At 73.0% G+C, this 12,674-nt stretch carries 12 protein-coding genes; 6 read left to right on the top strand and 6 right to left on the bottom strand.

Annotated features, from left to right (window positions below; all coding sequences use genetic code 11):
• Window positions 1-17 precede the first annotated feature (17 nt).
• From OHA84_RS22720 to ilvA, 3 genes are all read right to left on the bottom strand, one after another.
• Entirely contained in the window at window positions 18-830 is an 813-nt protein-coding gene (locus OHA84_RS22720; RefSeq protein ID WP_266949484.1) for an ABC transporter permease, read from the bottom strand.
• Window positions 827-1,858, bottom strand: coding sequence for an ATP-binding cassette domain-containing protein (locus tag OHA84_RS22715; RefSeq protein WP_053682169.1), 1,032 nt, complete (start codon window positions 1,856-1,858; stop codon window positions 827-829). Before OHA84_RS22715 ends, OHA84_RS22720 begins: the two co-directional genes overlap by 4 nt.
• 244 nt (window positions 1,859-2,102) lie before the next feature.
• Window positions 2,103-3,335 carry a threonine ammonia-lyase gene (gene ilvA, locus OHA84_RS22710; RefSeq protein WP_053682170.1) on the bottom strand — a complete coding sequence of 411 codons (1,233 nt, stop codon included), beginning with the start codon at window positions 3,333-3,335 and terminating at the stop codon, window positions 2,103-2,105.
• A 269-nt stretch (window positions 3,336-3,604) separates the two neighbouring features.
• Between ilvA and OHA84_RS22705 the strand changes: the two genes are divergently transcribed.
• From OHA84_RS22705 to OHA84_RS22695, 3 genes are all read left to right on the top strand, one after another.
• Complete coding sequence (locus OHA84_RS22705) at window positions 3,605-4,126, top strand: MarR family winged helix-turn-helix transcriptional regulator (RefSeq protein WP_053682171.1); 522 nt, start codon at window positions 3,605-3,607, stop codon at window positions 4,124-4,126.
• Between the two features lie 104 nt (window positions 4,127-4,230).
• Window positions 4,231-4,683, top strand: coding sequence for a sigma factor-like helix-turn-helix DNA-binding protein (locus OHA84_RS22700; RefSeq protein ID WP_053682172.1), 453 nt, complete (start codon window positions 4,231-4,233; stop codon window positions 4,681-4,683).
• Window positions 4,680-4,934: a hypothetical protein gene (locus OHA84_RS22695; RefSeq protein ID WP_234350237.1), complete on the top strand. Its 255-nt coding sequence runs from the start codon at window positions 4,680-4,682 to the stop codon at window positions 4,932-4,934. The genes OHA84_RS22700 and OHA84_RS22695 overlap by 4 nt, the downstream gene beginning before the upstream one ends.
• 33 nt (window positions 4,935-4,967) lie before the next feature.
• Here the strand turns inward: OHA84_RS22695 and OHA84_RS22690 are convergent, their stop codons facing one another.
• Window positions 4,968-6,122 (bottom strand): cystathionine gamma-synthase, encoded by a 1,155-nt coding sequence (locus OHA84_RS22690; RefSeq protein ID WP_266949479.1) that lies wholly within the window; start codon window positions 6,120-6,122, stop codon window positions 4,968-4,970.
• 109 nt (window positions 6,123-6,231) lie between these two features.
• Here OHA84_RS22690 and OHA84_RS22685 point away from each other — a divergent pair, with 109 nt between their 5' ends.
• On the top strand, window positions 6,232-7,338 hold the full coding sequence (locus OHA84_RS22685; protein ID WP_053682174.1) for a hypothetical protein: 1,107 nt from the start codon (window positions 6,232-6,234) through the stop codon (window positions 7,336-7,338).
• A gap of 94 nt (window positions 7,339-7,432) precedes the next feature.
• Window positions 7,433-8,107: a peptide-methionine (S)-S-oxide reductase MsrA gene (gene msrA, locus OHA84_RS22680; protein WP_266949476.1), complete on the top strand. Its 675-nt coding sequence runs from the start codon at window positions 7,433-7,435 to the stop codon at window positions 8,105-8,107.
• A 60-nt stretch (window positions 8,108-8,167) separates the two neighbouring features.
• Here the strand turns inward: msrA and OHA84_RS22675 are convergent, their stop codons facing one another.
• Together OHA84_RS22675 and OHA84_RS22670 are read right to left on the bottom strand one after the other, a co-directional pair.
• Window positions 8,168-10,333 (bottom strand): sulfatase-like hydrolase/transferase, encoded by a 2,166-nt coding sequence (locus tag OHA84_RS22675; protein ID WP_266949474.1) that lies wholly within the window; start codon window positions 10,331-10,333, stop codon window positions 8,168-8,170.
• Between the two features lie 264 nt (window positions 10,334-10,597).
• Window positions 10,598-11,644, bottom strand: coding sequence for an NAD(P)-dependent alcohol dehydrogenase (locus tag OHA84_RS22670; RefSeq protein ID WP_053682177.1), 1,047 nt, complete (start codon window positions 11,642-11,644; stop codon window positions 10,598-10,600).
• Between the two features lie 149 nt (window positions 11,645-11,793).
• On the opposite strand from OHA84_RS22670, the gene OHA84_RS22665 reads away from it, so the two are divergent.
• A complete protein-coding gene (locus tag OHA84_RS22665; RefSeq protein ID WP_053682178.1) occupies window positions 11,794-12,672 on the top strand; it encodes a helix-turn-helix domain-containing protein in 879 nt (292 codons plus the stop codon).
• Window positions 12,673-12,674 lie beyond the last annotated feature (2 nt).

Here is a 12,674-nt window from a genome sequence, read left to right as displayed (position 1 = left end):
GGAATCAGGAGACGGAATCAGGCGTCCACTCGGCGGTACTTGCGGACCGCCAGCGTGCGGAACACCGCGATGATCACCACTGACCAGATGATCGAGGCCCACACGGGATGCTGCATCGGCCAGGCGCCGGTCACCGACAGCGGAACCCCGTCGATCGTGTTGCCGAACAGCCCGCGGGACGCCGCCACCGTGGCACTGAACGGGTTCCACTCGGCGACGTACTGGAGGAACCTCGGCATGCCGTTGACCGGGACGAACGCGATCGAGATGAAGGTCAGCGGGAACAGCCAGATCAGACCGCCCGAGGTCGCCGCCTCCGGCGTCCGCACGGTCAGGCCGATGAGGGCGCCGATCCAGGTGAACGCGTAGCCGAGCAGCAGGAGCAGGGCGAACCCTCCCAACACCTTGCCGATGTTCTCGTGCGTACGCCAGCCGACGATCAAGGCCACGCCCGCCAGTACGGTCAGCGTCACCGCCGTCTGTACGAGGTCGGCGAGGGTGCGGCCCGTGAGCACGGCGCCGCGCGCCATCGGCAACGAGCGGAACCGGTCGATGAGCCCCTTGTGCATGTCGTCGGCGATGCCGGCGCCCGCGCCCGCCGTGGCGAAGGTGACGGTCTGCGCGAAGATGCCGGCCATGAGGAATTCCTTGTAGGCGCTCGCGCTGCCCGCGGGCGCCCCCGGAACGTTGATGGACCCGCCGAAGACGTACGTGAAGAGGACCACGAACATCACCGGCTGGATGAGCCCGAACAGGATCATCTCGGGGATCCTGCTCATCCGCAGGAGGTTGCGATGTGCGATGACCAGGGAGTCGGTCGTGCTGCTCACTTCACCTGCTCCTTCCGCGCCGTGTCGCCCTCGGGCTCGGCCCCGGTCGTGGCCGCGGTGCCGTCCGGGGCGCCGTTCCCCGCGTCCCGTTCCGCCGCGTGGCCGGTCAGCGAGATGAACACGTCGTCGAGCGTGGGCCGGCGCAGTCCGATGTCGTCGATCTCGATGCCCCGGCCGTCGAGTTCGCGGATGATCTCGGCGAGCAGTCTGGCGCCGCCGGACACCGGAACGGTGAGCTTGCGGGTGTGTTCCTCGACGCCGGCCTCGCCCTTGCCGAAACCGGCGAGCACCGCGCGCGCCGTGGCGAGGTGGTCCCTTTCGTGGACGACGACCTCCACCCGCTCGCCGCCGGTACGGGCCTTGAGCTGGTCGGAGGTGCCGCGCGCGATGACCCTGCCCCGGTCGACGACGCAGATGTCGTGGGCGAGGTGGTCGGCCTCCTCCAGGTACTGGGTGGTGAGCAGCAGGGTAGTGCCCCCCGCCACGAGTTCGCGGATGATGCCCCACAGTTGCTGCCGGTTGCGGGGGTCGAGTCCGGTGGTCGGCTCGTCCATGAACATCACGGGCGGGCTGACGACGAGCGCGGCGGCGAGGTCGAGGCGCCTGCGCATGCCGCCCGAGTAGGTCTTGGCCGTCCGGTCGGCGGCCTCGGCGAGGTTGAAGCGCTCCAGCAGTTCGGCGGCGCGGGCCTTCGCCGCCTTGGAGTTCAACTGGTAGAGCCGGCCGACCATGTGGAGGTTCTCGCGGCCGGTGAGGTACTCGTCCACCGCCGCGAACTGGCCCGAGAGGCCGATGGAGCGGCGGACCTGGTCGGGGTTCTCGAGTACGTCGAACCCCGCGACGAGGGCTCTGCCGCTGTCGGGTCGCAGGAGGGTGGTCAGGACGCGCACGGCCGTGGTCTTGCCCGCGCCGTTCGGGCCGAGAAGGCCCAGGACGGTTCCTTCGGGAACATCGAGGTCCACGCCGTCCAGAGCCCGTACGTCACCGAAGGTCTTCACCAGGCCTTCGGCGTAGATGGCGCCTGGCATAAGGATTCTCCCAGAGCGAATCGGGTGTTTCCCGGGCAAATCTTATGGGCGGGACACGAGTTCCGCCCGGCTTCGCGAAGACTCGACCGCCCGACTCCGGGCGCGCACGAGCCGAGCCGGTACGGTATCGCGTCATATCGCGTACCGCCATGGGGCGGGGAGTTCCGTTCGGATGTGCGAGGCCCCGCGCGTCCCGCCCCGATCGGGGACCCGCCGCGAGTGCCGACGCGACGACGCCCCGACCTCAGCTCATCACCGTGTACCCCGCGGCGTGCAACGACCGCGCGACCTGGGCGCAGTGCTCGGGCCCCTTGGTCTCCAGGTGCAGTTCCACCTCCACCTCGGTGAGTCCCAGCCGCGGATCGGTCCGGACGTGACTGACGTCCAACACGTTCGCGTCCACCGTCGACAACACCCCGAGCAGACCGGCCAGCGCTCCGGGCCGGTCGCTCACGCGCAGCCGCAGCGAGAGGTAGCGGCCGGCCGCCGCCATGCCGTGCCGCAGGATCCGCTGGAGGAGCAGCGGATCGACGTTCCCGCCGGACAGGATCGCCACCACCGGGCCGCCGCCGTACAGTTCGGGCTCGCTCAGCAGCGCGGCGACCGGACTGCAGCCGGCCGGCTCGACCACGAGCTTGGCCCGCTCCAGGCAGAGCAGCAGGGCGCTGGAGAGCGCGTCCTCCGACACCGTGCGGACGTCGTCGAGGAGTTCACCGATGATCTTGAAGGGGACGTCGCCGGGTCGGCCGACCTTGATGCCGTCCGCCATCGTGTTCGGGTTGTCGATCGACACCGGGTAGCCGACCTTGAGCGAGGGCGGGTACGCGGCGGCGCCCGCCGCCTGCACGCCGATGACCTTCACGTCGGGCCGCAGCGCCTTCACCGCGACCGCGACGCCGGCGGCGAGCCCGCCCCCGCCGATGCCGACGAGGATCGTGCGCACCTCCGGGCACTGCTCCAGGATCTCCAGGCCGACCGTGCCCTGACCCGCGATGATGTCGCGGTGGTCGAAGGGGTGGATGAACACCGCCCCGGTGCGGTCGGCGTGTTCCTGGGCGGCGGCGAGGGTCTCGTCGACCACCTGCCCGTACATGATCACCTCGGCGCCGTACTCCTGGGTCGCCGCCACCTTCGGCAGCGGCGCCCCCACGGGCATGAACACCGTGGAACGCACGCCCAGGAGGGACGAGGCCAGCGCGACGCCCTGAGCGTGGTTGCCGGCACTGGCCGCGACCACACCGGCGGCGCGCTGCTCGGGGCGCAGGCCCGCGATGCGCACGTACGCCCCGCGCAGCTTGAAGGAACCCGTCCGCTGGAGGTTCTCGCACTTGAAGTGGACCGGAGATCCGGTCAGCGCGGAGAGGTGTCGACTGCCTTCCATCGCGGTGACCCGCGAGACGCCCGACAGCATCTTCTGGGCCCCCCGGACGTCGTCGAGGATGACCTGGGGGACGGGCGTCGGCACGCGGTAGTTCATGTGGCCAGTCTCGCAGTCCGCGCGGATCGGGGCGCAGGACGTCGAACCCGTGAGACGGGGCCCGGGAAAGGGGGGACCCGCCGCCAGGGGTGGGAAACCGGCCGACCGGGGATCGGGACGCCGGGGGCGGGATCACGCCAATCGCGACGGCGCCCGCGCTCCGTCCGGCGATGGTCGTATCAGTTCTCGTACGAGGCGTACGAGCCGCCGCACGGCCGCGTACTCTGTCCCCCATCCTTGTCGGACCCACGCGAAGAGAGCCCACGGCCATGCCCTCCATCCCGGCCAGTTCCGACCTGCCCACGGTGGCCGAAACGCCCGCCCAAGCCGGTCTCCTCGACGCGCTCCAGCACCAGGTGGCGGTCTTCGCCCGCCGGGCGGAGCAGACCCGCCTCGGCGGAGTCGGTCAGGCCCGCAACTCGATGGACCGAGCCGCCTACCTGCTGCTGAACCGACTCGACCTGGAAGGCCCGATGGGCGTCAAGGCGCTCGCCGGCGGCATGGGCATCGACTCGTCGACCGTCACCCGCCAGGTGGCCCCGCTCGTCGACGGCGGCCTGGTCAAGCGGACCTCGCACCCCGAGGACGGCCGGGCCGTGGTGCTCGCGCTGTCCCCGCGCGGGCTGGCGCGGCTGGAGGAGGTCCGGTCCTCGCGGCGCGAGCTGATGGCTCGCGTGACCGACGGTTGGACGGAGGAGGAGCGCGAGTCCTTCACCGGGCTGCTGACGCGTTTCAACCTGTCGCTGTCGGAGCTGATGGCCTCCGTCGCGGACGCGGGCCCCGCTTCCTGAACCCCGCCGCCGCCCGGTCCCCGGGGCCGCCCGCCCCACCGTACGGATCCGGCCGTGTCCGACCCCTTGACCAAGACGGTGCCCCCGACCGCACTATGTGAGCCATGGGGGTTGTGGACCACCGGGCAAGGCCCTACGCGGAGTTCGAGGCCTTCGTCGCGGGTGCGGCGGGCCGGCTCCTGCACGTCGCGATCCTGCTGACCGCGGAACCCGAGGACGACCCGGCCGTCGCGCGCCGGCTCCTCGCGGGCGCCCTGGCCCGTACGTACGCGGACTGGCGCAGGCTGCGCGGCGACGACCCGTACGACCACACGCGGCAGGAACTGTGCGCCGCGTACGCCCGCACCGCCCGCCGCCGGCCCTCCGGTACCGGGCCGCTCGCGCGGCTGGTCCCGCTGGAACGGCTCGTCCTGGTGCTGCGCGTGTACGAGGGCGTCGCGGAGGAGGTCACGGCGGCGCAGCTGGGGCTGCCCGCCGAGCGGGTGCACGCGCTGTGCAACCGGGCCGTCGCGGCCCTGCGGGACGCGGCGCCCGCCCCCGGTCGGGAGGCGGCGTGAGCGCCTTCCCCGACCGTAAGGCGGCCCGGGTGCGGGAGCTGATGGAGGGGCCCCACCCGACGGTGCCGGTCGGGCTGGCGGCGGCCGCCGCGGCCCGCGGGGACCGGCTCCTGCGCCGCCGCCGGGCGCTGCGCCGGTTCGGTTGGACGGTGCTGTGCGCGGCGGCGCTCGCGTTCACGGTGTGGGCGGCGCTGACCCGGCCGTGGGCGACGCCGCCGAGCGATGTCTCCCCGCCCCTGGAGGGCTGGTGACGACCGCCCGGCGGCATCCGGCGAAGAGGGGACCTAGCCCAGCGCGCGGGTGAGGTCCGCGATGAGGTCGTCGGCGTTCTCGATGCCGACCGAGAGGCGGATCAGGTCCGCCGGGACCTCCAGGGCCGAGCCGGCCACCGAGGCGTGGGTCATCCGGCCCGGGTGCTCGATGAGGGACTCGACGCCGCCGAGGGACTCGGCCAGGGTGAAGATCTTCGTACGGCCGCAGACCGCGACGGCCTCCTCCTCGCCACCGGCGACCTGGAAGGAGATCATGCCGCCGAAGTTGCGCATCTGCTTGGCGGCGACCTCGTGGCCCGGGTGCTCGGGCAGGCCCGGGTAGAGGACCTTGGTGACCTTCGGGTGGCGCGCCAGCACCTCGACGATCTTCGCCGCGTTCTCCGCGTGCCGGTCCATGCGGACGGCCAGGGTCTTGATGCCGCGCAGCACGACCCACGAGTCGAAGGGACCGGCCACCGCGCCCATGGCGTTCTGGTGGTAGGCCAGCTCCTCGCCGAGCGCCTCGTCCGCCGCGACGAGCGCGCCGCCGACGACGTCGGAGTGACCGCCCATGTACTTGGTCAGCGAGTGCACGACCACGTCGGCGCCGAGCGCCAGGGGCTGCTGGAGGTACGGGGACGCGAAGGTGTTGTCCACGACCAGCTTGGCGCCCGCGGACCGCGCGATGTCGGCGACCACGGCGATGTCCGTGATGCCGAGCAGCGGGTTGGAGGGGGTCTCGACCCAGATCAGCTTGGTCTTCGGCGTCAGGGCCGCCCGCACGGAGTCCGCGTCGGAGGTGTCGGCCACCGACCACTCCACGCCCCAGCGGGAGACGACCTTGGCGAAGAGGCGGAACGTGCCGCCGTAGGCGTCGTTCGGGATGACCACGTGGTCGCCCGGGGAGAGCAGCGTGCGCAGCAGGCAGTCCTCGGCGGCGAGCCCGGACGCGAAGGCGAGACCGCGTCGGCCGCCCTCCAGCGCCGCGAGGTTCTCCTCCAGGGCGGTGCGCGTCGGGTTGCCGCTGCGGCTGTACTCGTAGCCCTCGCGCAGTCCGCCGACGCCGTCCTGCTTGTACGTGGACACCTGGTAGATCGGGGGCACGACCGCGCCGGTCCGCGGGTCCGCCGTATTGCCCGCGTGGATCGCGCGGGTCTCGAAGCTCTGGTGCTCGTGGCTGTCGCTCATGGGCAGATGCTATGCCCCGTACGGCGGTGGTTCCTCTCGTGCCCCGACCATCGGACCTGGCCAGTGAGGCATTGGCCTTGGCCCGGGTGCGTCTGGTTCGCTTGGAGGCATGGAGATTCTGTGGTTCCTCTTCGCGATGGGCCTGCTCGTGGCCATCGCCGCCCCCTACATCCGGCGCCGGCGGGGCGGTGCCCGGCTGGTCGCGCCCGGCAGCCCGGACGCCGCCGACCCCGCGAACTACGGGTTCGACCGGGAAGAGGAGCTGGACATCCGCGTTCCCGGGCCCGACCAGGACCTGATGGACGCCCTCGACAACGTCGAGCGCACCGGCCAGTGGCAGGCCGCCTCGCAACTGCTCGCCGGGACCCCGACGGAGGGCGAGCAGCGCTGGCAGCGCGTCCAGGCCTTCGGCGGTGCGGCGGCGCTGGACCTGGTGCGCCGGCCCGGGGAGGGCGCGCAGTGGCTGAAGGCGTGGCGGCTGGAGGCGCCGAAGGACGCGGGCGGCGCGCAGGTCCACGCCGAGCTGCTGGTGCAGCAGGCCTGGCGGCACTCGGGCGGCGTCGGCTCCGAGGACCACCGGATCATCCTGGAGGAGGCCCTGGAGGCCTGCCGGCGGGCGGCCCTGCTCGCGCCGGGGGACCCGGTCCCGTACATCACGGAGCTGGCGATCGGCCGGGCGCTGGGCTACTCCGAGGCGGAGTACGACGCACTGTGGGCGAAGGTCATCGACCGGGCCCCGCAGCACATGGGCGCGCACCTGGCCGCCCTGAACTACTGGTGCGAGAAGTGGCACGGCTCGCGGGAGAAGGCCGACGCGTTCACGCACGCGGCGGCGGCCCGCGCCCCGCAGGGTTCGCTGCTGGCGGCCCTGCCGCTGTTCGCGGTGTACGAGCACCTGCCCGAGGTGAACTTCGTGTCGACGTTCTGGCAGAGCGCGGTCGTCACCCGGGCCGTGGAGGGCGCGCTGTACGCGGTCCGCACGGCCCGCGCGGACGACCCGATGCTCGCCCACGTACGGCACCTGCTGCTGATGTTCCTGGTGAGCATGGAGCGCTGGGCGGAGGCGATGGAGCAGGTGCGGCACGTGGACGGGTACGTCGGCGCGCTGCCCTGGTCGGCCTCGCCGGACCCGGCGGCGGCCTACGCGGTGTACCGGGCGCTGGCGGTGGCGGGCTACGAGGCCAACGGCGGTTCGCCGGCGACGCTGCCGCACTGACGCGGGGCGGCGGGCACGCGAGGGGCGACCGCGGGGCGGTTCGGGAATCCCGGGCCGCCCTCGTCCGTTGTTCCCACTACCAAGGAGGCGACCCATGTTCTCGTACCGCCGCACGCCCGAGCTCCCGACCCGCGAAGAGGCCCTGCGGGGCCGCTCGGAACCGCTCTTCTCGCTGCCGTCCGCGCACACCGTGCTCGGCAACCCGCTGGCGGGCCCCTACCCCCCGCACCTGGCGGTGGCGGACTTCGGCCTGGGCTGTTTCTGGGGCGCGGAGCGCAAGTTCTGGCAGACCCCCGGGGTGTGGACGACCCTCGTCGGCTACCAGGGCGGGTTCACGGAGAACCCGACGTACGAGGAGGCCTGCTCGGGGCAGACCGGCCACACCGAGGTCGTGCGGGTGGTCTTCGACCCGGCGCTCGTCTCGTACGCGACCCTGCTGAAGCTGTTCTGGGAGTCCCACGACCCCACGCAGGGCTTCCGCCAGGGCAATGACGTCGGCACCCAGTACCGCTCGGCGATCTACACCCACTCCCCCGCCCACCAGGCGGAGGCCGAGTCCTCCCGCGAGGCCTACCAGCGGGTCCTGACGGCAGCGGGCCACGGCGACATCACCACCGCCGTCCTCCCGGCGTCGGAGCGCCCGTTCTGGCCGGCCGAGGCCTACCACCAGCAATATTTGGACAAGAACCCCGGCGGGTACTGCGGCATCGGCGGCACGGGCGTCAGCTGCCCGATCGGCGTGGCCCAGGCCCCGGCGGCCGGCGCCTGAGCCGTCCCGCGCGCACGCCCCGGTCGGCCGCCGCACCCGCGGCGGGCGGCCGGGGCCTCGTCATGCCAGGGTGATGTGGGGGCGGGCCCAGGAGGTGTGGTCGAAGGCGGAGTTGGAGTTGGCGTCCTGCACCACGAGGTGGAGGAGGCGGACGCCGGTGACGTCGAGGTCGATGGCCGTGGGGCCCGAGGCGCCCGTGAGCGTCGGGGTGGTCAGGAGGGTGCGGCCGTCGCCGCGGACCACGGCGCGGGTGGCGCCGGCCGCCGACTGCCTCGTCGAGAAGTCGTCGATGCCGACGAGGGCGGTGAAGCGGGCCGCGCGGCCACCCAGGTGGTAGACCACCTCCGACGGGGCGTGCACGCCGAGGCCCTTGGCGTACGTGACGCCGCCGAAGGCGATCGGGGTGCCGTCGCCGCCCTCCTTGCGGCCGTTGGAGCGGTCGATCTCCACGGGGCCCCAGCCGTTGGTCGCCGACACCCACGGGAGGTCGCTGAGGTGACCGTCCCGGGTGGGCGGCGCGGGGAGCGGTGTGAAGGGGTGCGCCGCGGTGAAGCGGAACGCGCCCGTGTCGGCCCGGGCCGTCAGGACGGCCGGACCGGATCCGGAGCCCGGCGCGGTGATCTTCCAGGTGGTCGTCAGGCGCGCGCCCGGGGCCAGGGAGGCCGCCGTGACCGGGCCGGTCGGGGTGGCCGTCCAGCCCGCCGGGACCGTGAGGCCGACCCGGGCCTGCGGCCAGGCGCGGGAGGTTCCGTTGGACAGGGTGGTGGTGGCCGTGACCCCGTCCGAGGCCACCGTGAGGCCCCAGGGGCGGCGCGGGTAGGCGTCCGACCAGGACGACCGCAGCAGGGCCGTCAGGGAGGCGACGACGGCCGGGTTCGCCGCGGCCACGTCGCGCTGTTCGCCGAGGTCGGCGGCCAGGTCGTACAGCTCGAACCGCCACTGCGCGTCGGGCACGGTCCGGTCCCGCGCGGGGGCGAACCGGACCCCCTTCCAGCGGTCCTTGCGGATCGCCTCCGCGACCTTCTTGGCCCGGCCGCCGTCCTGGCTGTTGGCCCGGGCGGTGACGCCCTGCTCGTCCCGGTACCAGTACAGGTGGTCGTGGAGCGGGGCCGTCGCGGGCGCCCCGGTGAGCACGGGGGCGGCCGAGAGCCCGTCGATGTCGGCGGGGGCCGGGGCGCCCGCCAGGTCGGCGAGGGTGGGCAGCAGGTCGTACAGCGGGGTGGGGCGGTCGCTGAGGGTGCCGGGGGCGATCCGGCCGGGGCTCCAGGCGATCAGCGGGACGCGTACGCCGCCCTCGTACAGGTTGCGCTTGTAGCCGCGCAGCGGGCCGTTGGCGTCGAAGAGGTCGGGGTTCACCCCGCCCTCCTCGTGCGGGCCGTTGTCGGAGGCGACCAGGACCACCGTCCGGTCGGCGATGCCGTGCGCCGTGAGCCGGTCGACGACCGCGCCGACCTGGGCGTCGAGCAGGCTGATCTGGGCGGCGTGCGCCTTGTTCTCCTGGGTCCAGGTCCGGGCGGCGTACGCGCCCACGTCGGGGACCTCGCTGGGGGCGTGCGGCAGGTTCGGGGTCAGGAACAGCAGGAAGGGGTCGGGGCCGGCGGCGTGCGCGTCGATGAAGCCGAGGGCGCTCTCGGCGATGACGGTGGGCGCGTAGGTGCCGGCCGGCAGGGGTTCCTTGGCACCGTTGCGCCACAGGTAGGAGGGGCGGTACTGGTGGGCGTGGCCGTGGTCGATGTACCCGTGGAACTCCTCGAAGCCCCGGGCGCCGGGGTGGCTCGGCTGGTCCCCGACCTCCGGTCCGAAGCCCCACTTGCCGAACAGGCCCGTGCGGTAGCCGCGCGCCCGGAGCACCTCCGCGAAGGTGGTGTCCCCGGCGCCGAGGGCGCCCTGGCCGCCGCTGTCGGGGTTGGCGCGGACGGCGGCGTGCCCGGTGTGCAGGCCGGTGAGCAGGGCGGCCCGGGACGGGGCGCAGACGGCGGCCGCGGCGTAGGCGTCGGTGAACCGCAGCCCCTCGGCGGCGAGCCGGTCGATGCGCGGGGTGGTGATCAGCTTCTGGCCGTACGCGCCGAGGTCCCCGTATCCGAGGTCGTCGGCCAGGATCACCACCAGGTGGGGCGGCGCGGTGTCCTCGGCCGCCGGTGCGGGTGCGGCCTCCGCGGCCCGGGGCAGGGCGGCGAGGCCCACGGCGGCCGCGGATCCGGCGAGGAAGTGACGGCGGCTGGGCATCGCGAACTCCTGTGGGACGGAAGGCTGGTGAGGCGATCGTCCGCAGGGCGCGCCGGCAAGACCATGCACGGGGCGTGAAAAGCGTGTGACGACGCCCGCCGGGGCGGCCCGGCGGCGCTGGAACGGGCCGACCCGCCTGCGGCGGGGCAGGCGGGTCGGGCGGGTCGGGCAGGGCGGGCGGGGCACTCGGACGGCGCGGAGCAGCGGGATGCCACCGGGCGGCCGGATGCGCGCCGAGCGGTCGGATGACGCCGAGCGGGCGGGTCAGATGGTCGCGGTGTCGATGACGAAGCGGTAGCGGACGTCGCTCGCCTGGACCCGGTCGTAGGCCTCGTTGATCCGGTCGGCGCCGATCAGCTCGATCTCGGCGCCCAGGCCGTGCTCGGCGCAGAAGTCCAGCATCTCCTGGGTTTCGGCGATCCCGCCGATGGAGGATCCCGCGAGGGTCTTGCGCCCGGCGATGACGGAGAACAGGTTCAGGGAGACCGGGTCCTCCGGGGCGCCGACGTTCACGAACGCGCCGTCGACCTTGAGCAGCCGCAGGTACGTGTCGAGGGGAAGCGGCGCGGAGACGGTGGAGACGATCAGGTCGAAGGTGCCGGCCAGCTTCTCGAAGGTGGTCTCGTCGCTGGTGGCGTGGTACTCCGAGGCACCCAGCCGCAGGCCGTCGTCCTTCTTGCGCAGGCTCTGCGACAGGACGGTGACGTCCGCGCCGAGCGCGGAGGCGATCTTGACGCCCATGTGGCCGAGGCCGCCGAGGCCGACGATGGCGACCTTCTTGCCGGGGCCCGCGTTCCAGTGCTTGAGCGGGGAGTACAGGGTGATGCCGGCGCACAGCAGCGGGGCGGCGACGTCGAGGTCGATGCCCTCGGGGATGCGGACGGTGTAGTTCTCGTCGACGACGATGTGGGTGGAGTAGCCGCCGTAGGTGGGCTCGCCGTTCTTGTCGATGGCGTTGTACGTGCCGGTCATGCCCTTGAGGCAGTACTGCTCGAAGCCGGCCAGGCACTGCTCGCACTCGCGGCAGGAGTCGACGAAGCAGCCGACGCCGACCCGGTCGCCGACCGCGAACTTCGTGACGCCGGCGCCGACCTCGGTGACCACGCCGGCTATCTCGTGGCCGGGGACCATGGGGAAGATGCCCTCGCCCCAGCCGTCGGTGGCCTGGTGGATGTCGGAGTGGCAGATGCCGGCGAACTTGATGTCGATGAGGACGTCGTGTTCGCCGACCGGGCGGCGCGGGATCGTCGTGCGCTCCAGCGGTGCCTTCGCGGCGGGAGCGGCGTAGGCGGCGACCTGGGTGACGGACATGGTGAAGCTCCTCGGACGGGGATTTCCAGCGGTATCTCCACGATGCCCCCATTCCCTCGGGTCACCCAGTCCCCTGTTGTGCCTACGTCCCGTGGACCTACCACTGGCGGGGTCAGGCACACGGTTCGCGACCCGGACATACTGACTGTATGGACCAGCTTGATCAGCGAGCCGAACTGGGCGAGTTCCTGCGGAGCCGGCGGGCCCGGCTGCGCCCCGGGGACGTGGGGCTGCCCGACTACGGCCGCCACCGCCGGGTGCCCGGCCTGCGCCGCGAGGAGCTGGCGCAGCTGGCCGGGGTGTCGGTGGCGTACTACACGCGGCTGGAGCAGGGACACGGACAGAACGTGTCGGCGGAGGTGCTGGACGCCATCGCGCGGGCCCTGCGGTTGGACGACACGGAGTCGGCGCACCTGACCCACCTGGCGAGCCCGCGGACCCTCAAGCGGCGCCAGTCCCGGCGGCCCCAGCAGGTCCGGCCGGAGCTGCGGACGCTGCTGGACGCGATGGAGGGCGTACCGGCCTACCTGGTGGGGCGGCGGCAGGACGTCATCGGCTGGAACCGGCTGGCCGTGGCGGTCTTCGGGGACTTCGGGGCGCTGCCGGTCGGTGAACGGAACCTGGTGCGGCTGGTGTTCCTGGACGGCGCGACGGCGGAGCTGTACGCGGACTGGGAGTGCCGGGCCTGCGAGGTGGTCAGCAATCTGAGGATGTACGCGGGCCAGCACCCGGAGGACGAGCAGTTGTCGGCGCTGGTCGGGGAGCTGTCGGTGAAGAACGAGGAGTTCCGCCGGTTGTGGGCGGCGCACACGGTCGCGGACAAGACGCACGGAGTGAAGCGGCTGCGGCACCCGGTGGTGGGTGAGATGGACCTGCACTTCGAGACGCTGACCCTGCGGGACGACCCGGAACAGTCGCTGGTCACCTTCCACGCCACCCCGGGTTCCCCGTCGGCGGACGCCCTGCGCCTGCTGTCGTCCTGGGCGGCGCCGACCCACTCCCCCGTGGACGCCCCGTCGCAGAACTGAGG

Origin of the sequence: Streptomyces sp. NBC_00513 (assembly GCF_041431415.1) — a bacterium.
Classification (GTDB): Bacteria; Actinomycetota; Actinomycetes; order Streptomycetales; family Streptomycetaceae; genus Streptomyces.
Note: the sequence above shows the minus strand (reverse complement) of the source record. Positions and strands in the feature narration are given on the sequence as shown.

Coding starts and splice junctions, on each gene's coding strand:
- OHA84_RS22715 (WP_053682169.1), bottom strand. CDS start 1,858: ATGCCAGGCGCCATCTACGCCGAAGGCCTGGTGAAGACCTTCGGTGAC.
- ilvA (WP_053682170.1), bottom strand. CDS start 3,335: ATGAACTACCGCGTGCCGACGCCCGTCCCCCAGGTCATCCTCGACGAC.
- OHA84_RS22705 (WP_053682171.1), top strand. CDS start 3,605: ATGCCCTCCATCCCGGCCAGTTCCGACCTGCCCACGGTGGCCGAAACG.
- OHA84_RS22700 (WP_053682172.1), top strand. CDS start 4,231: ATGGGGGTTGTGGACCACCGGGCAAGGCCCTACGCGGAGTTCGAGGCC.
- OHA84_RS22690 (WP_266949479.1), bottom strand. CDS start 6,122: ATGAGCGACAGCCACGAGCACCAGAGCTTCGAGACCCGCGCGATCCAC.
- OHA84_RS22685 (WP_053682174.1), top strand. CDS start 6,232: ATGGAGATTCTGTGGTTCCTCTTCGCGATGGGCCTGCTCGTGGCCATC.
- msrA (WP_266949476.1), top strand. CDS start 7,433: ATGTTCTCGTACCGCCGCACGCCCGAGCTCCCGACCCGCGAAGAGGCC.
- OHA84_RS22675 (WP_266949474.1), bottom strand. CDS start 10,333: ATGCCCAGCCGCCGTCACTTCCTCGCCGGATCCGCGGCCGCCGTGGGC.
- OHA84_RS22670 (WP_053682177.1), bottom strand. CDS start 11,644: ATGTCCGTCACCCAGGTCGCCGCCTACGCCGCTCCCGCCGCGAAGGCA.
- OHA84_RS22665 (WP_053682178.1), top strand. CDS start 11,794: ATGGACCAGCTTGATCAGCGAGCCGAACTGGGCGAGTTCCTGCGGAGC.